The organism is uncultured Clostridium sp. (genome assembly GCF_934754915.1).
Taxonomy (GTDB): Bacteria; Bacillota; Clostridia; order Clostridiales; family Clostridiaceae; genus Clostridium.
Window position 1 is genome coordinate 14,756 of record NZ_CAKVKB010000028.1, and the last position, 21,172, is coordinate 35,927.

The window sequence follows — 21,172 nt, forward strand, 5'->3', positions numbered from 1 at the left end:
TAGATTAGATTAAGAGGTGTATAAATTTATGTTATATATGTGTATAGGTGTGCTTTTGTTTTTTATAATTTATATATACATAAGATTAAAAAACAAAAGCATGGATATGGAAAAACAGGTACATAATCTAAAAAAAGAAAATGAGCAAATTAAATGCAGGTTGAATAACATTGAAAGAAGTGCTGTTTTAATTAGAGAAGACATAGATAAATTTATAATAAATATGAAGAAGATAGAGGAGTCTGAATCAGAAGAAAATAAAGAAATATTTTATAAATATATTGAAGAAATGATTTGCGATATTGTAAAAGAAGATGTTGAAAAGTATTTTGATGACTATGGGAAAAAAGCCATAGAAAAAGAACAGAATATATTAAAAGAAATTCAACAGATAAAGAATGATATAAACAAAGAAGAAAATAAAAAAGCAGATAAAAATGCTGCAGTACTGAATGTTAACGATGCATTTGATTTAGGTGTTGAAAATATTAGGAATTCAGCGGAAGATGAAAAGTTAGAAGATAGCAGTCTGATTGAAGAAAATAATTTATGTAAAACAAATGACAATAAAACAATGATGCAGTTTTTTGAATGGTATTATCCTAATGATGGCTCATTGTGGAAAAAAGTAAAAGAAGAATCAGAACATTTAAAAACATTAGGAATAACATCTTTATGGCTTCCTCCTGCATATAAAGCTCATAATGGAATAAATGATGTTGGATATTCTACATATGATTTATATGATCTTGGAGAGTTCGATCAAAAGGGAGCAATTAGAACAAAATATGGCACGAAAGATGAGTATATTGAAGGAATAAAAGAAGCACATAAAAATGGTATTAAAGTATATGGAGATGTGGTATTTAATCATAAAGCTGGTGCAGATGGAACAGAATTTGTAATTGCACGTCAGGTTGATGAAAATAATAGAAATATGTTTATTGGAGAAGAAAAGGAAATAGAGGCACATACTATATTTTCATTTCCAGGGAGAAAGGAAAAATATTCAGCATACAAATGGACAGCAAATGATTTTGATGGTGTGGATTATGATGAAATATCAAAAAAATCAGGAATATTTAAATTTAAAGGTAAGGAATGGGAGCAGGATGTTGATAAGGAAAATGGAAATTATGACTTCCTTATGTTTGCTGACTTAGATATGGATAGCCCATATGTGGTTGAAGAATTAAAAAGATGGGGAAAATGGTATATAAGAGAAACTCATATTGATGGGTTCAGGCTTGATGCAATAAAACATATAAGATTTGATTTTTTTAAAGAATGGCTTAGTGAAATGAGAAAAAGCAGTTCAAAAGATTTATTTGCAGTTGGAGAGTATTGGACATGGGATGTGGGAAGACTCAGATATTATCTTGATAGATGTGGACATTCAATGAAACTTTTTGATGCTCCATTACACTATAATTTTCAAGCTGCAAGTAATTCATGGGGAAATTATGACATGAGCAGAATAAAAGATAATACATTGCTTCAAGTAGAACCTGAGTATACAGTTACTTTTGTAGATAATCATGACACCCAAATTGGCCAATCACTTGAATCATGGGTTAAGCCATGGTTTAAGCCTCTTGCATATACTTTTATACTTACAAGAGATGAAGGGTATCCATGTATATTTTACGGAGATTATTATGGCATACCTGAAAAAGGATATGAAGGAATAAAAGATTCTCTTGATATAATCATTAAAGCAAGAAAAGAATACGCATATGGCATACAGCATGACTATCTTAATGATAAGGCAGTAATAGGATGGACAAGAGAAGGTGATGATGAACATAAAAATTCAGGACTTGCTGCGTTAATAACAGTGGCAGTTGGAGGAAAGAAAAAAATGTATGTTGGCAAGAATCATATAGGAGAATCATGGATTGATATTACAGGACAGGATAATAATGAAGTAGTTATAGATAAGAATGGAATGGGAGAATTTTCTGTAAAAGATGGTTCTTATTCCATATGGATAAAAAATATCACCATATAATAAATGTTTTATATAGTAAGAATAATAAATTCTTTTTATAATAAAGAGCATATTATTAAAAATATGCTGAAATATATGTAATATTATTAAATTACAAAATCATATTGAATTTTCAATGAAAGTTTAGTATAAAATAATATTGTTTAAATTATTACTTATAAATTGGAGGCATAGGAATTTAATAAGCATAATACTCAATGAAAGGATATATTAAGATGCGTATAAATAAACTTTTGAGCAATTTTGGAATATGTTCAAGAAAAGAAACTTGCAGGCTCATTGAAGATAAGAGGATTATCGTGAATGGAAAGTTGTGTGTTCAAGGGCAGTGGGTTGAAGAAAGCGATGAAATACTTCTTGATGGAGAAGTTTTAAGACCTGTAAAGAAGGTATATCTTGCATTTAATAAACCTAAAGGTATTATGTGTACATTAGAAAAAAATGTTCAAAACAATATAGGTAAATATTTGAATTATAATCAATATGTATTTCCAGTAGGAAGGCTTGATAAGGATTCAGAAGGACTTATCATTCTGACTAATGATGGTGAATTTTCAAACAAAATTTTAGAGTGCGAAAACTATCATGAAAAGGAATATATAGTGAGGGTTGATAGACCATTTGATGAAGAATTTCTTAAATCAATGAGAAATGGTGTTGAAATATATGTTAAGGGTGGAAGTGGAGTAAAGAGAATATCAGACACTGAAGGGCTTAAAAAAATAAACGAAAAAGAAGAAAAAATAATGCTTAATTCTATATGTACAAAAAGAAGAAAAAGTATCATAAAAACAAGACCATGTGATGTGAAAAGAATAGATGAGGATACGTTCAAAATAGTGCTTACACAGGGGTTAAATAGGCAGATAAGAAAGATGAGTTCAGCATTAGGTTATAATGTAGTATTTTTGAAACGAGTACGAATAATGAATATATGTCTTGGAGATTTGAAAATAGGAAATTATGAAGAAATACCAGAAAATAAGATAAAGGAAATTATGAAATGAAGAATGCTTGTAAAAGCATTTTAAATTGTTTTTTACTCAGGAGGAAAATAGATGGAAGAATTACATAAGAAAATACAATACAAATTTATTGATAAAGATTCAGATTTATATGAATCAGCAATAGAATTAAGATACAGAGAATTTTACATACCATCGAATAGAGCAAAGGAAGCTATTTTTGATGAATTTGAAGATAAAAGTTTAAGAATTGTTGCATATATAGATGATAAAGTGATAGGTCATGCACGTTTATTTGTTCATGATTCAATAGGAGAAATAACTCAGGTTGTAGTAGATCATGAATACAGAGGAATGAAAATTGGGGCTCAGATAATGAAGAGACTTATTGAAAAAGTAAAAGATATGAAAGTAAAATTTGTAACTCTTGATGCAAGGGTTTATGCCATAGATTTTTATAAGAAATTTGGATTTGAGACAGAGGGAGAAGAATATATATCATTAAAGACAGGAATGCCTATAATAAAAATGGTTCAGAAATTTAATTAGAAATATGTTCAACAGGTAAAATCATCACATGAAAAAAAGTAATTAATCATGTGATGATTTTTTTGTGAGGAATAAATTTAAAATTAATTGTCCTCTAATTTTGGATTTAAAAGAGAAATTACAGCAGTTACAGATAAAAGATATGATGCATATGCAAGGCTGAATTCACAAGAAGAATTTAATATGGATGAAGAACATTCTTTTAATTTAGTAACAGCCTGGTTTTTTGTTAAATTGGTGATTTTTTTATGAGTGATTATAGTAGAAACAGACTTTTCTAGAGGAATAAAATCTTTCATGTTGGATGTATCAGATATATTGTTATTTGATTGTTTTGCATTTATGGATGGATATAAATTAAAAAAATTTTTTTTTAGATTATATATGAGCATAATAGGTTCATAAGCTGTTTCAGAACTGACATAATTTAAAGTCTTATTGGAAGATTTAGTATTTGAAAAATAAGAAGAACTATTTTGCTCTGTTAAAATTTTAGTAGAGTTATTAAAAACAGCATTATTATTTATATTTTTTTCAATTGTATGAAAGTAATTTGTAAATCCAGGAATTTTTCTTATATGAACTGAAGGCTGTATTGGTTTAACCGGTTTTAAAATATGGTAATCTGTATTATGAATAATCATTTTATAATACCTACTCCTTTTATAATTAATTGAATACATATAGTATTTGAGGATTATAATAATATGTATTCAATAAAAGGAAAAAATATTATTTGAAGTTATTGTTTCATGACAGTAAAAACAGAGCTGCGGCAGAGATTAGAATGTGTAACATATTAATAAAGCATATTAACAACATTGATAAAATCTTTAAATGAGCAGTTCTGTTTTTTAAAATTTTATGACTCAATATGGGAATGATACCAGGATGAAAATAGAACCTTGAAGGAAGCTGCTAAAGGTACAGCAATAAGCATTCCAAGAAGACCTCCTATATTCCCACCTATAATTATTGCCATCATTGTAAATACAGGATGAAGACCTACACTATTTCCTACAATTTGTGGTGCTAGAAAATGATTGTCAATCTGTTGAACTATAAGCATTGCGATTATTGAGTATAGCATTTTTATAGGGCTTCCGCTTAAGAGTCCCATTAAGGCAGCAAGAACAGTACCAACTATGGGACCTGCATATGGAATCATATTAGATATTCCAGCAATCATTCCAATTACAGCTGAGTATTTAATTCCGGCAATACTTAATGCAATTGCTGATAATATTCCAACAAAGAATGCTTCAAGAAGCTGGCCTTTTATAAATTTTCCAAATACAGAGTGAAGAACGTTAAATATATAATTGATTTTTTGTCCAATAGCCTTTTCCCTAAAGATTAAAAAGTATAATTTATTCCATAATCCTATAAAGTATTCAGAATCTTTAAGAAGATAAATGCTGATTATAAAAGCTATAAACAAAGTTGCAATACTAGCTCCAATAGAGATTATTGATGAAGTAAAGCTGCTAAAATTTTTCATTATGTATGTGTGAATAAAATCAAATATATCTACAACATAAGGCTGAAATTCATCAATTATTGGAGAATTCATATTTTCTATAACTTCCTTTAATTTAGAGGCTGAAAAAGAATTGTCCTGGAAATATTTATTTATATCAGCTATTATATTTAAAATAGTGGTATTATTTGAAATCTGACCGCCAATCATAAAATATATTCCCCATATTAAAGAAATTAAAACACTAATTATTGCTACATAAGACAGCATAACAGCAGTAATACGTCTTTTAGAGAAACTTTTTATTTTAAAGAATTTATTATTATTAAGAAAATTTTCTATAAGCTTTCGAATAGGATACAATATATACGCGATTATTATTCCTAATAAAAATGGCTTTAGTAAATTTAAGACTGAATATACCATATATGCTATACTCTTAAAAATACTTTTTATATTTAGTAAAATAAGAACAATTGTATATATGGATATTACGGTTATGCCTATATATACAGCATATTTGAATAATTTTTTATCAAATTCAATTTTCATTAACAGGTTCCTTTCTTAATTTATAAAATATATTGAAGTTTAGTAAGCTGAAATTTTGCTTATAATAATTGTAGATGGTATATTTGAATATGCAGATAAATTATAATATTAACATATTGATATGAAAATATTTATAGGAGTAAAATGTTATGAATAAATTAGAAAAGTTTAGTATAAATGAAATAATAACAATTGTAATGAATCAAGTCAAGATTAAAGAAAATGAGAGAACATATGGTATTGAAGAAGAAGAAAAATATCCTAAGCACATAGAAGACAAAATAAATCTTATGGATGATAAAGAATATCAAGAATTTATAAATATTATTTTAGAAATTGCAGAAAAAATTTTAGAAATAAAGACCGGTGAACTCAATGAATTAAATAAATGCCATGAAGAAATAATTTATCTGGCTGGTCAATATTTAGATAAATATGTACATTAGTCATGGCAGTTTAATATAATGAAAAGACAGCTTTATTATTTAGAGGGTATATCTGATGGATAATAATTTTAATTCATTTGAAGAAATTATGAAGGCATGTGGATACTGTTTTGATGAAGATGGAAATATAGATTTGAATAATGATAACTTTGATAAAGAAAATTACAGTACATGCAGAGATATGTCAGGAGGTTTCCAGCAGATTTATCCAAGTCTTTTTGTACTTGTTGGAGAAGTTATAGGTGCAATTATATCACAAAAGCTGCCTATTAATGTTCAGAATTCTTTTGGAAACTGGCTTCAGCTTATAGGTCAGGTTATTTTAACATATAATGCACAACAACAGTATTATCAAGGTGGTCCAGGAAGGTATTTCAATCCTGAAAATTATAATATACAGAATACATTATGTTCTGAATCTGAAAAATCATCATCAAAAGACCAGAGAAAAATAAAAAATCTTGAGAAAGATATTAAGAGATTAAAAAATGAGATTGAACAGCTAAAACAGAAAGTTGATAAATATTAAATTTAAGTTTGAAATTGATAAAGCACAGGGGATTGTGAAGGTACTTTTTAAACAATGGATAAATATAATAGATAAAAAGTGAATTTTGGAGAGAGTATGAATTATGAAGAAATCAATGAAATTTTAAAAAAGTATAAAAGTGAATCATCTGGGTTTAATCCATATGGCTTTTTTTATACTAATAAAAATGGATTTGGATGCAATGATATGCCTGGAGGATTTCAAAGGATCAATCCAATGCTTTTTATTGTAATAGGAGATATTTTAGGAGATGTTATGGCAGGAAATCTTCCTTTTAATGTTCAGAATTCTATTGGAAACTGGATACAGCTTGTTGGCCAGGCAATTGAGACTTATTCAAGTCAGCAGCAGTATTCTCAAAGTGGACCAGGAAGATATTATAGTCCTGAAAATTTAAATATTACCAATCCTTTATGTCCAGAAGTATCAAAAGTGCAGTCAGGAACATCAGTATCGGATGAACAAGCTCAAAACAGCAGTTCGAAAAGTAATGAAAATGAAATTATAGTGGAATTATTATGTACAATAAAAGAAATAAAAGAGGAACTTACGGAAGTCAAGAAAAGAGTAGATGCTATGGAAAAATAATATAATACTTTTGTTATATTATTGAATTATAATGAATATAATTTATTATAACAGCTGAGACATAGAAATGTGCTTAGACTAAACCATTAAATGCTATATATACACCTAATAATCCGAGAACCCATTTCAGATATGAATGGGTTCTTTGATTATTAAATTCTATTGTTTTTATTTTTGGAAGATTTTGATTTTATATTTTTAAAATTAGTTATTTGTTTTGTTATAGTTGAAACGAAAATGACTCCTAGAGCAAGACTTCCTGCATCTGCTATTGTAGAGAGTCCAGATTCAATAGCGCTAGAAACATCACCAGTTATTGTTTCATACATAGTATAATACATTCCTGCACCAGGAACTAATGGAATTAAAGAACATACTACAATAGTTGTTACTGGAGTTTTTAAAATTCTTGCACATATCTCAGAGTATATGCTGAATATTATAGATGAAAGAAAGAAAGATAGTGCATTACTCAAATTATAATTATGAAAAATAAGATAACAAAGCCAGCTTAATCCGCCTCCTAAAGCAGCGAAAAAGAGTTTTTTTCCTTTTATGTTGAAAATTATTCCAAAGCCTAGTGAGGCTATAAATGATATAAAAATCTGAATGAGCATTGTTTTTTAGTCGCCTCCATCTAAAGTTATTATAAGGTATTGATAAACAAGCTTAATACAGCACCAGTGCCTACTGCGATAGATACTGCAACAAGAAATGCTTCAGCGGCCTTTGTCATTCCAGATAAAAAATCTCCTGCAATTGTATCACGAATTGCATTTGTTATTAAAAGTCCTGGAACAAGAAGCATTATTGATCCTATAATTGTTTTATCTATATTTGAGCATATATTAATTTTCATTAGAAGTATTGCAAGTATTGAACAAAGACCGCCTCCCATTGAATTTGCAAAAAAATCATTTATATTAAGTTTTTGACAGAATAATGTCATTATCTTTATGCATCCACCAATTATAAATGCAGAAAAAAAGTCTTTAATATTTCCACCAAACATAAGAGCAAAACAGCCGGCAGCAGCACATGAAGAAATGAGAGTTACTGCTATTGAATATCTGTTTTCATCGGAAATTTTTATAAGTGCATCATTTAATTGATCTAGTGTTATAGAATTTGTTTGGACATATCGCGAAAGACTGTTTATTAAATCTATTTTATTTAAATCAACACCTCTATTTTTTATCCTTCTTACAATGGTTACAGTTTCAGAATTATATGTAAGGGAAGTTATTATTCCAGTAGGTGTTACAAAGCTTTCAGCTTCATCTACTCCAAAAGAAAGACCTATCTTTACTATAGTTTCTTCAACTCTATATGTTTCAGCTCCACTTTCTAGTAGTATTTTTCCTGCTAATGTTGAAATATTTAGTAATTTATCTAAATCCATAATCTATTCCTCACATTTATTTTTTATGTCAACTGAATTATAGCATAAATAATATTGTCATTATAGGGAGATTATTATATTATATAGAGAATAACTAATAAGTTTTTTAAGAAAGATAAAAAAATGTTGATAAACGTAACCAGAAATAATATAATTTGATTATATTTAAGTATAAATATTTGTTTTTAGCAGCTGAGTTATAAGATGGAATAAATATAAAAATAAGCTGATAAAAAGAAATATGTTTAATGCTTATATAAAGTAATGTGTTGGGGTGATTATAAAATGAATTTTGAAAACATTCAAAGAGAAGACAAAGAAATTTATGATCTAATTGAGAAAGAATTAGACAGACAAAGAAATGGAATTGAATTAATAGCTTCGGAAAATATAGTAAGTAAAGCTGTAATGGAAGCTATGGGATCATATTTAACTAATAAATATGCTGAAGGATATCCAGGAAAAAGATATTATGGTGGATGCCACGTAGTTGATGAAATAGAACAAATAGCAATTGATAGAGCTAAAAAATTATTTGGTGCAGAACATGCTAATGTACAGCCACATTCAGGTTCTCAAGCTAATATGGCAGTATATTTTACTATATTAAAGCCAGGAGATACAGTTTTAGGTATGGATTTAAGTCATGGTGGACATTTAACACATGGTTCTCCAGTTAATTTTTCAGGAAGATTATTTAATTTCGTTTCTTATGGCGTAGATCCAGAAACTGAAATGATTAATTATGATAAAGTAAGAGAAATTGCTTTAGAAAATAAACCAAAACTAATTGTTGCTGGTGCAAGTGCATATTCAAGAATTATTGATTTTGCCAAATTCAGAGAAATTGCAGATGAAGTTGGTGCTTATTTAATGGTAGATATGGCTCATATTGCAGGTTTAGTTGCAGCAGGAGTTCACCCATCTCCAGTTCCATATTGTGATTTCGTAACTACTACAACTCATAAGACTTTAAGAGGACCAAGAGGTGGATTAATTCTTTGCAAAGAGAAATATGCTAAAGATTTAAATAAAAACATCTTCCCAGGAATTCAAGGGGGACCATTAGAACATATAATTGCAGCTAAAGCTGTATGTTTCAAAGAAGCATTAGATCCTAAATTTAAGGAATATGCTAAAAATGTAGTTGCAAATTGTGCAGAGCTTGCAGAACAATTAAAGAAGAGAGGATTTAAAATTGTTTCTGGAGGAACAGACAATCATGTATTCTTAGTTGATTTAAACAACAAAGATATTACAGGAAAAGAAGCAGAACAATTATTAGATTCAATAGGAATTACTGCTAATAAAAATACAGTACCAAATGAAACAAGAAGTCCATTTGTAACTTCAGGAATAAGAATAGGTACTGCAGCAGTAACTACAAGAGGATTTGTAAAAGAAGATATGGCTGAAATTGCAGCTATTATGGATGAAGCAATTAAGAACAGAGAAGGAGATTTAAGTGCACTTAAAGCAAGAGTCAATGCATTATGTGCTAAACATCCTTTATATGAATAGAAAATAATAAAGGGCTGTCAATATTGGCAGCCTTTTTGATTTTCCATAGAAAATTATAAAAATAGTAAAACAAAAAAGGAGATAGTTACAATGTACAATGATAAATAAATTTTTAAGTCATAGTCATATTTTAATATGAAAGTATATTGTAATTGAATAGACAAATGAGTGAAGTAAGAAATATTAATGTAAATAAACTGGATAGCATAATTGATAAGATAAATCTTATTGATATAAGAGAAGAAGATGAATATGAAGAAAAAAGTTTAAGATATTCTAAAAATATACCTATGAATGAACTTCTTGAAAATTATGATGAATATTTAGATATGGATAAAGAATATTATTTTATATGTAGAAGTGGAAGAAGAAGTCTCATGGCAGCATATCAGCTTGCTGAAGAAGGTTATAATATAGTCAATGTTTCAGGAGGAATAGAGGAATATACAGGGAAAAATCTTAATTAGAAAATTATATGTTTTAATAAAGATTTTTACAACATTTCTATACTGTTTGCTATTTGTTATAAATATATATATCTTATATATTTAAATATAGCCAAATGGAGAAATTTATGTTATAAAGATAATATAGAATAAAATATACAGAGAACTATTTGAGGGATTTGAGTTAAAAAGTAAATTATGATGGGGGAAATTGGGTTGGCAGGTATAGTGGTATCTTTAGACAGCAGATTAAATGTTTATAAAGAGGCTGATGTGGAATTTGAATTTATAGACACTGCAAGTCTTAGAAAATATGCAATAAGAGGAAATGTTAAAGCTCAGAATGTATTGGGAGATAGATATTTCAATGGAGAAAGTGTTGAGGTTAATTATGAAGAAGCTGTAAAGTGGTATATGAAAGCTGCTTTTGCAGGTTATGATGAAGCAATGTACAATTTGGGCGATATGTATTATTGTGGTTATGGCGTTGAAAAAAATTATTCAAAAACAGTAGAATGGTACAAAAAAGCTGCAATTAAAGGAAATATCAATGCACAATGTAATTTAGGCTGTATGTATGAAGAAGGACAGGGTGTAGAATGTGATTATTCTGAGGCGTTTAAGTGGTATAAAAAAGCTGCTGATCAAGGAGATTATTTTGCACAATATAATCTTGGTGGAATGTATATGCATTCAAAAGGAGTAGAAGAAGATTGCTGTGAAGCATTCAAATGGTATGAAAAAAGTGCAAAACAAGGATATGAAAAAGCACAAAATACTATTGGCTATATGCATGAAAAAGGTCTTGGCGTAAGACGCGATTATAAAGAAGCTGTAAAATGGTATAGAGAAGCAGCAGAATCAGGATATCCATATGCTGAATATAATTTGGCGGGAATGTATTATAAAGGTAAAGGTGTTATGAGAAATTTAAGCAGTGCTTATAGCTGGTACAAAAGATGTGCTAATCATGGATTAGAATGTGGGAAAAAAGCATTGGAAGAAAAATTTAATAAATAAAGGCTATGAGATAAGTTTAAAGTTAATCAAAAAAGTTTTTCTTTAAACTTATTTTTTATTATATATTATTTCACTATTGAGAAAAATTAAAAATATTATGAAGTTTAAATATATTTTAGAGGAGAAAATTATTTTGGAGCAAATTAAAGAGATTATAAATAATCATAGAAATTTGATTATTGCATTAATATTAATATATATACTGGGATTCATACATAGAATTATAAAAAATATAATAAAAGAAAAGAAAAAGAAATAATAACATTTTATATGTTTATGATTATTCAATTTCATTAGTTAGAAAATATATCTGAGAAAAATTAGTATCTTTTCTAATGTGAATATTTTTGTTAAACTTGTAAGAAGTAGATTTACATAAAAATATGTCGCGAAATAAAAAAACTAAATATGTAAGATGCAAAATTTAAAATAAAAAAATATAAGATATATGTTCTAATAATAAAACTATATGATAATTAAAGAAATCTTGAAAAGATTTCACTCTTTATTGTCCATTGTACATTGTTAATTGGAATATATGTATTGTATTGATAAGGAGAAAGAGATGGATATAATTAAGGAATGTTTAGAAATTAAAGATAAAATTATAAAGCATAGAAGGAAACTCCATAAGATTCCTGAGACAGGCATGATTCTGCCAAATACTGTGCAATATGTCAGGAAAGTGCTAGAAGATTTAAAAATTGATTACACATCTTATAGCAGTCATTCAGGTATCTGTGCTGTGCTTGGAAAAAAGGAAGGAAAGACTATAGCGGTAAGAGCTGATATGGATGCGCTTCCAATAAAGGAAGAAACAAATCTTGATTTTAAATCTGAAAATGGGAATATGCATGCATGTGGTCATGATGCACATACTGCAATACTATTAGGGCTTGCCGAATTACTAAAAAAACATGAAGATGAATTACATGGAAAAGTAAAACTTATATTTCAGCCATGTGAAGAATGTGGACCAGGTGGAGCAATTGCAATGATTAGAGATAATGTTTTAGAAAATCCTAAAGTTGATGCAATAATTGCTCTTCATACAGATAACAGTAAAGGTGAATATAAAAATGGAGATGTTATTGTAAGGTATGGTGATATGTGGGCATCTGAAGATCCTATAAATCTCACAATAAAGGGTGTTGGGGGGCATGCTTCTACTCCTCATTTATGTATGGATCCCATATCAGCAGCAACTTTGATAATAAATAATGTTCAGTATATATTAACAAGAGAAATTGATGCTAAAATTCCTGTAGTAATAAGTTTTACAAGTGTTCAGGGAGGAAGAGATTCTAATAATATAATCCCAGATATAGTAGAAATTAAAGGAACTATTAGAAATACAAATTCAGAAATAAGAAGATATGTTTTGAAGAGAGTTAGTGAAGTTATAGATGGTATGTGTAAAATTATGAGAGTTGATTATAAATTGGATTTTGATGGAGGATGTCCTGGAGTTACTAATGATAAGGAAATGGTAGAGAAATTTGTAAAATCAGCAGAAAAAATTGTAGGAAAAGACAAAATTCATATTTTAAGTGATTATAATATGGAGGCAGAAGATGCAGGTTTCTTTTTTGAAAAAGTTCCAGGATGTTATTTCTTATTGCATAATCCACAGGCTTTTGATGACGGAATAGTGTATCCTGTTCATAATTCAAAGTTTATGCTTGATGATTCTGTTTTATATAAAGGAACTGCATTATTCTTACAGGCTGTTATAGATTTCCTTAATATGAATATATAGTGCTAATAACGTATTCATAATTATTTACACAAAAAAAATATAATGTTATAATTAATTGTGTTACAACTAATAAATTCAGAAAAAAATTCATTAATATGTTTATATATAGATGTATTTATGAATGAGGTGTGATGTAGAGGGGGAAAATTATGAGTAACGAATTAGATAATAATGTAAATGTAAAAGACGAAATAAAAACAATAACAAAAAACTTAGTAGAATCACTTTCTCAAATTTCAGCAGGAATTAGTGAAGTTGCTACTGGAGTACAGCAATTAGCAGAAAGGAATACACAGCTTCTAAAAGAAACAAATGAAACAAACCAGAAAGCAAAAAATAGTGATGAAATTGTAGGTATTATACAAGATATATCTAAACAGACAAATCTTTTAGGATTAAATGCCTCAATTGAAGCTGCAAGAGTGATTCTGGTAAAGGATTTGCTGTAGTTGCTCAAGAAATAAGAAAACTTTCAAATACAACTAAAGAATCTATAAATAAGATAGATACAATTATAAAATCTATATCTACATCTATTTCAAGCATAGATGATAATTTAAATAGTACAAATGAAATTTCTCAAAATCAATCAGCTGCATTGCAACAGATAACTGCGTCTATTGAAGAATTAAATTCAACAGCTCACTTATTAGGAACAATTGCAGACAAGCTATAGAATTTTAAATGATTTTATGATTATATATATGGAAATATTAAAATTATATTTAAAATCTATTTGATACATGAAAAATACAATGTTTGGAATGTAGAGAGGTAGTTACAATATGTAATTAAAGATTTTATATTGATTTTCTTATATTATTATGTATGTTTTTGATTTAAAAAGAAAATTATGGTACCGAAAATGAATTTGCTGATAGTATTATATATTGGACGGTATAAAAATTTGAAACCTTAATAAAAATACTGATTTTTGAAATGATATAAGATATTATTAAAATACATAAATTGGTCAAAAGATTATATCACGAATTCAGTATAAATTGAAAATGTACATTATAACTTATATCTGACAATTAGATATTAGAAAACATAGACATAATAAAAGGGTGGATTAGACGAAGCTGGTCTGCCTTTTTATTTTTTTATTCTATAGGAAATTATATTTTCGAACAATCTGTGGATAACTTTGGAAAGAGGCGGAAACACACAGGCTGCGAAGCAGATTTTTTTATAAAAGAAGGAAGTGATTGGTTGTCGAGAATTGAATACATAATATATTTTTCATCTATATGTATAGCTATTGCAATAGGCGGTTTTGGAGCGTATTGCTTTGTGAATTTACAAAATGGAAATACTGAATATATACAAGAAGAAGATATAGATTTTCCTAAAGAAGAAGAGAGTTTCAAGAAACATGGACAAGTTGTTGGAGTGGATTCTAATTTAGCAATAAGAAAGGACAATAATATTAATAGTGAAGCTATATATGTGTTATATGAAGGAATGACTTTTGATATTTTAGATAAAAAAGATGATTGGTATTATATAAAATATGAAGACAATATTGAAGGATATATAAATGGAGAATATGTAGAAGAATATGATGACAAGCCACCTAATAAGGCATATGAAGAAACAGAAGATTCTATAATAAGTAAGATTTTTAAAAACATACCGATACCGTTAAGAGTAGAGCTTACAGCTTATTGTAATTGTGAAATTTGTTCTGAGATATGGGGATCAGAAACTGCAATGCAGACTAAAACAAGGAAAGGAGTCGTTGCAGCACCTAAGGAAATACCTCTTGGAAGCAGAATTTATATTCCGCAGCTTGAATATTATAAACCTGATTGTATTTTTGATGTAGAAGACAGGGGAGGAGCTGTAAAGGTTAAGGATGATGGAACTTATATTATTGATGTATGGCTTCCAGATCATGAACAGGTTAAAAAATTTGGAAGAAAATTATGCATAGTTTATTTTATTTAGAATTTTAGATATAAGAATACAATGAGATGATATTTATATATTCTCTTTAGCAATGAATAAAAAAAGTATGATTTATAAAGACTAAATTATAATAAATAATTTAGGAGGTGAAATCTGTTGGAAGTTGAACTTTCAGCAGACAAATCATGAATGTAAAAAAAATTTTAAATACAATAATAACAGTCATTCTATTTTTTGTTTGTTCATTAAATGTATATGCATCAGGAAAGGCTCAGAATAAGGAATTTATGGATAATCATTCGGAAATGTTAAAATCTATAAAAGAGCATAGTGAAGATATACAAAAAAAGGGAAATGTAGAAAAGGATTTTATTGAAGAAATAATTTATTTAAATGCTATCCAGAAATATATGGCAGAAAATATTATAAAATTTAGCGATGATGAAAATGTAAGAAGAACATCAAAAAAATTAATCAAAGGTTCAATGGAATGCAATAATGAACTTGAAGAAAGTCGTGTTTATGTAAATAAAAAAGATAGTACTTCTAAAAGTAATGAAGATGAGTATATTGAAAAATATAAAAGAATATATAATAAAATGATTTTAAGTCTTGAATGTAGACATGAAGATGAAAATATTGAAAAAATTTTTTTAAGGTCATCCATAAAACAACATGAAGTTTTAATAGAAGTAACAGAATTATTTGACAGATATAATGAAGATGAAAGAATTAAAAAGGTTTCTTCTGATATGAGGGATAGAAGCTTGGAAGAGCTAAAAAAATTAAAGAAAGCTTTTAAGAAATCCAGCTGATATTGGAGGAAATAGAGATTGAAGGATCTTGAATTTACACAAAATGAGAAAGCAGAATTTATTTATGATTTGATAGCAGGAATTATGGCAGTAATAGCTGTTTTTGTAATAATGATAGAATTTTCTGATGTTGTTACTGAAAAAGAAGAATACTATATAAATATTATAAATCATTGCATATATATTATATTTGCAGCAGATTACTGTATAAGGATGATTATATCAAAAAATAAAAAGAAATTTTTTATTAATAATATTATTGATCTTATAGCAATATTTCCTTTTGGGCTGTTTGCTCATTCAAAATATATAAGTCTTTTTAAAATTGCAAGAGTATTTACTTATTTTTTAAGAGTAATAGGCAATTTGAGAGAAATTCTTTTTACAAATAATTTTATATATGCATTTGGAATTACAATACTTATTATATTTATTGCATCCATAGGAATATATTTTATTGAATCACCAAGTAACCCAAACATAAATACTTATGGAGATTCATTATGGTGGAGCATAGTTACAGTTTCTACTGTTGGATATGGAGATATAACAGTCCTGACGCAAGGAGGAAGAATTGCAGCATGCATGCTTATGTTTACTGGAATAGGATTTCTTACTATGTTTACAAGTACAATATCAACATATTTTTTAAATAAGCACAATAAGAATATGTTTTTTGCTTCTATAAATGATTTAGAAAATGATATTGATAATACTTTGGATATTTCAAAATTATCAGAAGAGGGTAAAAAAAATCTGATAAGTTATTATAATTATTTATATTTTAAAGAAAAATATAGAAATTAATAGCAGTATACTTTTTTTAAAGTCTATATTATACTATATTAGTAAGTTAGAGAGATATGATTATAGTATATGATATATTGAAAGGTGGTGAATTTAGCAGAAAACACTATGGTATTTTCTGCTAAAGATTACTTATGAAAAAACCCGAACTTTTAGCTCCAGCAGGTAATCTGGAGAAACTAAAAACAGCAATAACATTTGGAGCAGATGCTGTTTATTTAGGAGGAAGTAAACTGAATCTTAGAGCTTTTGCAAATAATTTTACAAATGAGCAATTAAAAGAAGGTGTTGAATTTGCACATGCACGAGGCAAGAAGGTTTATGTGACTTTAAATATAATACCTCATGACAGTGATTTAAATGGGATAGAAAGTTATATAAGGGAATTATATGAGCTTAATGTAGATGCAGTTCTTGTATCAGATCCTGGAATGATGACAATTGTAAAAAATACAGTTCCAGAACTTGAAATACACTTAAGTACACAAGCTAATTGTCTCAATTATGAAACAGCTAAATTTTGGCATAAGATGGGAGTTAAAAGAGTAGTTACTGCAAGAGAAATGACATATGATGAATTGAAGGAATTAAGAAGAGAACTTCCAGATACATGTGAAATAGAAGCTTTTGTTCATGGGGCAATGTGCATGGGATTTTCAGGAAAATGTATGCTTTCAAATTATCTGACAGGAAGAGATTCGAATAGGGGAGCATGTGCTCAGCCATGCAGATATAAATATCATTTATATGAAGAAGATGATAATGGTACTATGACAGAAATTTCGAATAACATAGATATATTAGGAGAAAATACGAATTTTTGTAAAGATCCTTCTCAGAAAATTAAAGTTGTTGATGATGAAAGCAAAATAGAGATAGAGCCACATGGAGTACATATAATGAATTCAAAGGATTTATGCATGATAGAACATATTCCAGAACTTATGGAATGTGGAATTGATTCATTTAAAATTGAAGGAAGAATGAAGAGCGTTTATTATGTTGCATCTGTGGTAAAAGCATATAGACAGGCAATTGATACTTATATAAAAGATCCAGAAAATTATAAGTTTAATCCAGAATGGATGGAGTATCTTGTAAAACCAAGCCACAGACCGTTTACAACTGGATTTTATTTTGACGATGAAGTAAAACAGACTTATGGAAGTGCCACATATATTCAAAGTTATGATATTGTAGGTGTAGTAAAGGAATACGATGAAGAAAATAAAATCGCAATAATAACTCAGAAAAATAAAGTTTTAAATGGTGCTGATGTTGAAGTGTTAGAAATAGAGGGCGAAAATCAAATAATAAATTTAAAGGACATGAGAAAAGAAAATGGAGAAAGCATAGAAAGTGCTAATGTACCTCAAATGATTTTTTCAATACAATGCGATACAAAATTAAAAGCAGGAGATATCTTAATAAAAAGCAAAAAATAGATTTAGTTAAATGCAGATGGATTTTAAATAATCTATCTGTATTTTTTATTGCACAATAATATTTTTTAAAAACAATATGGTATAATTATAATTAAATGGATAAATGATGAAAAGGGGAAGGGGATATATGGAAGAAAAACGTTTTGCTATTTTGATAGATGCTGAAAATGTTTCAGCTAAATATATTGAATATATATTAGATGAAATATCTAATTATGGAATAGCTACTTACAAAAGAATTTATGCGGATTGGACGAAAACGAATAATTCAATGTGGAAAGATGTTCTTTTAAAGAAGTCACTTACGCCTATACAGCAGTATGCTTATACAACAGGAAAAAATTCTACAGATTCAGCATTAATCATAGATGCAATGGATATATTGTATTCAAATAATGTAGAAGGTTTTTGTATAGTATCCAGTGATAGTGATTTTACAAGACTTGCAGCAAGACTGAGAGAATCAGGGATGACTGTTATTGGGATGGGAGAAGAAAAAACACCAGAACCATTTGTCCATGCATGTAACCAGTTTAAATATCTTGATGTTCTTGTTAAAAGTGATAAAAATAATATATTATATAATGAAAACTCAGATTTAGAAAAAGTAGCTACAGCTGATGGAAGTGAAGATAAAAATCAGCATATAGTCATAAAGAAAAATGAAGAGAAAAAGAAAAAGACAATGACAAGCATCAATACAATAAAAAAGGCTATATTTAAGATAATAAACGAAAATTCAGATAGTGATTTAGCAATGAATATGGGGGAACTTGGAAGTAGACTTACAAAAAGATATCCTGATTTTGACTCGAGAAATTATGGATATAGTAAATTTTCTAAATTATTAGCTCATATTGATAATCTTATTATAAATGGACAAAAAGTATGTATATATGAACCCAGGACAGAAAGAAATGTGATTATAAATGATGAAGGATTAAAAAATAGCATAATAAAAATAATTAATGAAAATAATGGGAAAATAGAGCTCGGGAATATTCATAAGAAGTTGGTAGAAGTATCAGGAAGAGATTATATGAAAAATTCTAAGTATAACAGACCTGGAAAGTTCTTTAAGTCTTTGGACTTTGTTAATATAGAGGTATCTGAAAATAATACAAAAAATGTAGTATTAAATAATAAAAAAAATATAAAGGAAAAGGAAATATTGAAATAAGGTAATTCTATTAAACTCAATTTTAATTCTGTATCACTATTAAAAAATAAATATAGAAGATTAGAGGAAATTTGATGAAAATATAGAATATCTTATACTGTACGCAATTTAATAGGAGGGGGGATAAATTTAAAATGATAGTAAACAAAAATGTTAAATCAGAATCTTTTAAGTTTTTTACAGTGCTTCTTTTTGGGTTAAGTATTATATGCGGTAATTTATTTTTTAACTGTTTTGCTGCTTATGCTGATGATTTTGAAAATGAAGATGTAAAGACTGTTATTTCAACATCTGAATCTAAAAGTACTAAAAATGATTATGTTCTTACATTGATTGAAAGAGGAAACATAAGAGAAAAAATAAAGGGTTCTGAAATAGGATTGAGGTATGTAAACAATCAATCTAAAGAAGTTACTTTTCAAGATGACTTATTAAAGAATGCTATAAATAAACTTTCATGTTTTGATGAAAAAAATATAATTGAGTCAAAGAATGCAAAGCTTGAATATGCAGGAAATCAATATGTGATTAGGAAAGAAATTTATGGAACAGAAATTGATAAGGATATTCTATACAATAATATTGTGAGTGCAATAAAAAGTGGAAAAACTAAGTTAGATTTAAATGCTGCAAAATGCTATAAAGATCCTAAATATTTAGATTCTTCACAAAAAGTTATAGATGCACAGAAAATTCTTAACAAATATGTTTCATCAAAAATATCTTATTATTATGGAACAGATGGAAGTGTTCTTGATGGAGAAACAATAAAAGACTGGATTTATATCAATGGTGAATATGATATAACAATACTTGAAGGAAAAGTAAGAGAATATGTTGATTCTATAGCCAGCAATTATAGATCATCTTTAGGACATTCTATACCTGTAAGTGGTGGAAGTAATGGAAATAACCATAGCTGGTATGTAGATGCTGCAGCTGAAACTGAGGCATTGATTCAAAATATCAAAAATGGAGATAATATATCTAAAAATCCTGTATTTGCACAAAATTCTTATGCAAGTTATTTTAGCAATTTAGGTGATACTTTTGTTGAAGTAGATATGGGCAATCAATATTTGTGGTTCTATAAGAATGGATATGTGGTTGCTGAAGGAGATATAGTTACAGGAAATATGAGTGAATCAGGATGTGCTACTCCTTCAGGAGTATATACTTTGAAAAATAAACAAAAAGATGCTGTTTTAGTTGGAGACAATTATCAAACACCTGTTTCATTCTGGATGCCATTCATAGGCAACAGTATAGGACTTCATGATGCAAACTGGAGATGGAATTTTGGAGGAGAAATATATAAGACTAATGGTTCTCATGGTTGTGTAAATCTTCCATATTCATTAGCTGAATCGATATATAATAATATATCAATTGGTACATCTGTAATCACATACTATTAGAATGGTATGTATTGCTGTTTTCAAAGATTGAATTTGAAGTTTTTTATTATTAAAAAAGAATAACAGATATTAAATAAATACACTGGATGATCAAAATTCAGTGTATTTATTTTTGATTTTCAAATTACATTTTTCTTAAGAAACCATATATAACAATAAAGAATATTGCTGCTATAAAAGAAAAAATCATAAGAATAACTGAAGATTTTCCTAAAAAGCTGCTTGTGTTTTGTAAGCGCTTAATAAAACAGTATCTTCCTTAGTGTTATGGTTAATGTGATAATTAGGTAAATTAGACTTTTTC

At 27.9% G+C, this 21,172-nt stretch carries 22 protein-coding genes; 18 read left to right on the plus strand and 4 right to left on the minus strand.

From position 1 onward, the window contains the following. The first annotated feature begins 28 nt into the window (after positions 1 to 28). The 3 genes from Q0F58_RS06670 to Q0F58_RS06680 all read left to right on the plus strand — a co-directional run bounded on the left by Q0F58_RS06670 (position 29) and on the right by Q0F58_RS06680 (position 3,525). On the plus strand, positions 29 to 2,011 hold the full coding sequence (locus Q0F58_RS06670) for an alpha-amylase (protein WP_294374025.1): 1,983 nt from the start codon (positions 29 to 31) through the stop codon (positions 2,009 to 2,011). Positions 2,012 to 2,226: 215 nt separating this feature from the next. Beyond that, positions 2,227 to 3,018, plus strand: a complete 792-nt coding sequence (locus Q0F58_RS06675) for a pseudouridine synthase (protein WP_294374028.1) — start codon at positions 2,227 to 2,229, stop codon at positions 3,016 to 3,018. 51 nt (positions 3,019 to 3,069) lie between these two features. Next, positions 3,070 to 3,525 carry a GNAT family N-acetyltransferase gene (locus Q0F58_RS06680; protein WP_294374031.1) on the plus strand — a complete coding sequence of 152 codons (456 nt, stop codon included), beginning with the start codon at positions 3,070 to 3,072 and terminating at the stop codon, positions 3,523 to 3,525. Positions 3,526 to 3,608: 83 nt separating this feature from the next. Here the strand turns inward: Q0F58_RS06680 and Q0F58_RS06685 are convergent, their stop codons facing one another. Both Q0F58_RS06685 and Q0F58_RS06690 read right to left on the minus strand, forming a co-directional pair. Further along, on the minus strand, positions 3,609 to 4,169 hold the full coding sequence (locus Q0F58_RS06685) for a hypothetical protein (RefSeq protein WP_294374034.1): 561 nt from the start codon (positions 4,167 to 4,169) through the stop codon (positions 3,609 to 3,611). Positions 4,170 to 4,387: 218 nt separating this feature from the next. Then, on the minus strand, positions 4,388 to 5,557 hold the full coding sequence (locus Q0F58_RS06690; RefSeq protein ID WP_294374037.1) for an AI-2E family transporter: 1,170 nt from the start codon (positions 5,555 to 5,557) through the stop codon (positions 4,388 to 4,390). Positions 5,558 to 5,706: 149 nt separating this feature from the next. Between Q0F58_RS06690 and Q0F58_RS06695 the strand changes: the two genes are divergently transcribed. From Q0F58_RS06695 to Q0F58_RS06705, 3 genes are all read left to right on the plus strand, one after another. Continuing rightward, complete coding sequence (locus tag Q0F58_RS06695) at positions 5,707 to 6,003, plus strand: hypothetical protein (RefSeq protein ID WP_294374039.1); 297 nt, start codon at positions 5,707 to 5,709, stop codon at positions 6,001 to 6,003. A gap of 55 nt (positions 6,004 to 6,058) precedes the next feature. Then, positions 6,059 to 6,532, plus strand: coding sequence for a hypothetical protein (locus Q0F58_RS06700; protein ID WP_294374042.1), 474 nt, complete (start codon positions 6,059 to 6,061; stop codon positions 6,530 to 6,532). Positions 6,533 to 6,628: 96 nt separating this feature from the next. Beyond that, positions 6,629 to 7,141 carry a hypothetical protein gene (locus Q0F58_RS06705; protein WP_294374045.1) on the plus strand — a complete coding sequence of 171 codons (513 nt, stop codon included), beginning with the start codon at positions 6,629 to 6,631 and terminating at the stop codon, positions 7,139 to 7,141. Between the two features lie 152 nt (positions 7,142 to 7,293). On the opposite strand, the gene Q0F58_RS06710 is transcribed toward Q0F58_RS06705, so the two are convergent. Continuing rightward, entirely contained in the window at positions 7,294 to 7,758 is a 465-nt protein-coding gene (locus Q0F58_RS06710; RefSeq protein WP_294374048.1) for a threonine/serine exporter family protein, read from the minus strand. Positions 7,759 to 7,787: 29 nt separating this feature from the next. Beyond that, positions 7,788 to 8,543, minus strand: coding sequence for a threonine/serine exporter family protein (locus Q0F58_RS06715; protein WP_294374050.1), 756 nt, complete (start codon positions 8,541 to 8,543; stop codon positions 7,788 to 7,790). Between the two features lie 285 nt (positions 8,544 to 8,828). Here Q0F58_RS06715 and glyA point away from each other — a divergent pair, with 285 nt between their 5' ends. The 12 genes from glyA to Q0F58_RS06775 all read left to right on the plus strand — a co-directional run bounded on the left by glyA (position 8,829) and on the right by Q0F58_RS06775 (position 20,868). Further along, positions 8,829 to 10,064 carry a serine hydroxymethyltransferase gene (gene glyA, locus Q0F58_RS06720; RefSeq protein WP_294374052.1) on the plus strand — a complete coding sequence of 412 codons (1,236 nt, stop codon included), beginning with the start codon at positions 8,829 to 8,831 and terminating at the stop codon, positions 10,062 to 10,064. A 164-nt stretch (positions 10,065 to 10,228) separates the two neighbouring features. Then, positions 10,229 to 10,531 (plus strand): rhodanese-like domain-containing protein, encoded by a 303-nt coding sequence (locus Q0F58_RS06725; RefSeq protein WP_294374082.1) that lies wholly within the window; start codon positions 10,229 to 10,231, stop codon positions 10,529 to 10,531. Positions 10,532 to 10,726: 195 nt separating this feature from the next. Further along, complete coding sequence (locus Q0F58_RS06730) at positions 10,727 to 11,530, plus strand: tetratricopeptide repeat protein (RefSeq protein WP_294374054.1); 804 nt, start codon at positions 10,727 to 10,729, stop codon at positions 11,528 to 11,530. A 133-nt stretch (positions 11,531 to 11,663) separates the two neighbouring features. Next, a complete protein-coding gene (locus Q0F58_RS06735; protein ID WP_294374058.1) occupies positions 11,664 to 11,789 on the plus strand; it encodes a hypothetical protein in 126 nt (41 codons plus the stop codon). 306 nt (positions 11,790 to 12,095) lie between these two features. After that, complete coding sequence (locus tag Q0F58_RS06740) at positions 12,096 to 13,289, plus strand: M20 family metallopeptidase (RefSeq protein ID WP_294374060.1); 1,194 nt, start codon at positions 12,096 to 12,098, stop codon at positions 13,287 to 13,289. A 149-nt stretch (positions 13,290 to 13,438) separates the two neighbouring features. Beyond that, positions 13,439 to 13,738 carry a methyl-accepting chemotaxis protein gene (locus tag Q0F58_RS06745; protein ID WP_294374063.1) on the plus strand — a complete coding sequence of 100 codons (300 nt, stop codon included), beginning with the start codon at positions 13,439 to 13,441 and terminating at the stop codon, positions 13,736 to 13,738. A 766-nt stretch (positions 13,739 to 14,504) separates the two neighbouring features. Then, the gene (locus Q0F58_RS06750) at positions 14,505 to 15,242 is read left to right on the plus strand and encodes an SH3 domain-containing protein (protein ID WP_294374066.1); all 738 of its coding nucleotides are present in this window, start codon (positions 14,505 to 14,507) and stop codon (positions 15,240 to 15,242) included. A 146-nt stretch (positions 15,243 to 15,388) separates the two neighbouring features. After that, positions 15,389 to 16,018 carry a DUF305 domain-containing protein gene (locus Q0F58_RS06755; RefSeq protein WP_294374069.1) on the plus strand — a complete coding sequence of 210 codons (630 nt, stop codon included), beginning with the start codon at positions 15,389 to 15,391 and terminating at the stop codon, positions 16,016 to 16,018. An 18-nt stretch (positions 16,019 to 16,036) separates the two neighbouring features. Next, the gene (locus tag Q0F58_RS06760) at positions 16,037 to 16,825 is read left to right on the plus strand and encodes a potassium channel family protein (protein ID WP_294374071.1); all 789 of its coding nucleotides are present in this window, start codon (positions 16,037 to 16,039) and stop codon (positions 16,823 to 16,825) included. Between the two features lie 134 nt (positions 16,826 to 16,959). Next, positions 16,960 to 18,270, plus strand: coding sequence for a U32 family peptidase (locus Q0F58_RS06765; protein ID WP_294374075.1), 1,311 nt, complete (start codon positions 16,960 to 16,962; stop codon positions 18,268 to 18,270). 127 nt (positions 18,271 to 18,397) lie between these two features. Then, the gene (locus tag Q0F58_RS06770; RefSeq protein WP_294374077.1) at positions 18,398 to 19,450 is read left to right on the plus strand and encodes an NYN domain-containing protein; all 1,053 of its coding nucleotides are present in this window, start codon (positions 18,398 to 18,400) and stop codon (positions 19,448 to 19,450) included. A gap of 134 nt (positions 19,451 to 19,584) precedes the next feature. Continuing rightward, complete coding sequence (locus Q0F58_RS06775) at positions 19,585 to 20,868, plus strand: L,D-transpeptidase family protein (protein WP_294374080.1); 1,284 nt, start codon at positions 19,585 to 19,587, stop codon at positions 20,866 to 20,868. Positions 20,869 to 21,172: the final 304 nt, after the last annotated feature.

Bases quoted from the DNA above. Each gene is read 5' to 3' on its own strand.
- Q0F58_RS06755 (WP_294374069.1), top strand. From the start codon at position 15,389: ATGAATGTAAAAAAAATTTTAAATACAATAATAACAGTCATTCTATTT.
- Q0F58_RS06675 (WP_294374028.1), top strand. From the start codon at position 2,227: ATGCGTATAAATAAACTTTTGAGCAATTTTGGAATATGTTCAAGAAAA.
- Q0F58_RS06745 (WP_294374063.1), top strand. From the start codon at position 13,439: ATGAGTAACGAATTAGATAATAATGTAAATGTAAAAGACGAAATAAAA.
- Q0F58_RS06725 (WP_294374082.1), top strand. From the start codon at position 10,229: ATGAGTGAAGTAAGAAATATTAATGTAAATAAACTGGATAGCATAATT.
- Q0F58_RS06690 (WP_294374037.1), bottom strand. From the start codon at position 5,557: ATGAAAATTGAATTTGATAAAAAATTATTCAAATATGCTGTATATATA.
- Q0F58_RS06700 (WP_294374042.1), top strand. From the start codon at position 6,059: ATGGATAATAATTTTAATTCATTTGAAGAAATTATGAAGGCATGTGGA.
- Q0F58_RS06705 (WP_294374045.1), top strand. From the start codon at position 6,629: ATGAATTATGAAGAAATCAATGAAATTTTAAAAAAGTATAAAAGTGAA.
- Q0F58_RS06740 (WP_294374060.1), top strand. From the start codon at position 12,096: ATGGATATAATTAAGGAATGTTTAGAAATTAAAGATAAAATTATAAAG.
- Q0F58_RS06710 (WP_294374048.1), bottom strand. From the start codon at position 7,758: ATGCTCATTCAGATTTTTATATCATTTATAGCCTCACTAGGCTTTGGA.
- Q0F58_RS06775 (WP_294374080.1), top strand. From the start codon at position 19,585: ATGATAGTAAACAAAAATGTTAAATCAGAATCTTTTAAGTTTTTTACA.
- Q0F58_RS06670 (WP_294374025.1), top strand. From the start codon at position 29: ATGTTATATATGTGTATAGGTGTGCTTTTGTTTTTTATAATTTATATA.
- Q0F58_RS06680 (WP_294374031.1), top strand. From the start codon at position 3,070: ATGGAAGAATTACATAAGAAAATACAATACAAATTTATTGATAAAGAT.
- Q0F58_RS06695 (WP_294374039.1), top strand. From the start codon at position 5,707: ATGAATAAATTAGAAAAGTTTAGTATAAATGAAATAATAACAATTGTA.
- Q0F58_RS06715 (WP_294374050.1), bottom strand. From the start codon at position 8,543: ATGGATTTAGATAAATTACTAAATATTTCAACATTAGCAGGAAAAATA.
- Q0F58_RS06685 (WP_294374034.1), bottom strand. From the start codon at position 4,169: ATGATTATTCATAATACAGATTACCATATTTTAAAACCGGTTAAACCA.
- Q0F58_RS06770 (WP_294374077.1), top strand. From the start codon at position 18,398: ATGGAAGAAAAACGTTTTGCTATTTTGATAGATGCTGAAAATGTTTCA.
- glyA (WP_294374052.1), top strand. From the start codon at position 8,829: ATGAATTTTGAAAACATTCAAAGAGAAGACAAAGAAATTTATGATCTA.
- Q0F58_RS06765 (WP_294374075.1), top strand. From the start codon at position 16,960: ATGAAAAAACCCGAACTTTTAGCTCCAGCAGGTAATCTGGAGAAACTA.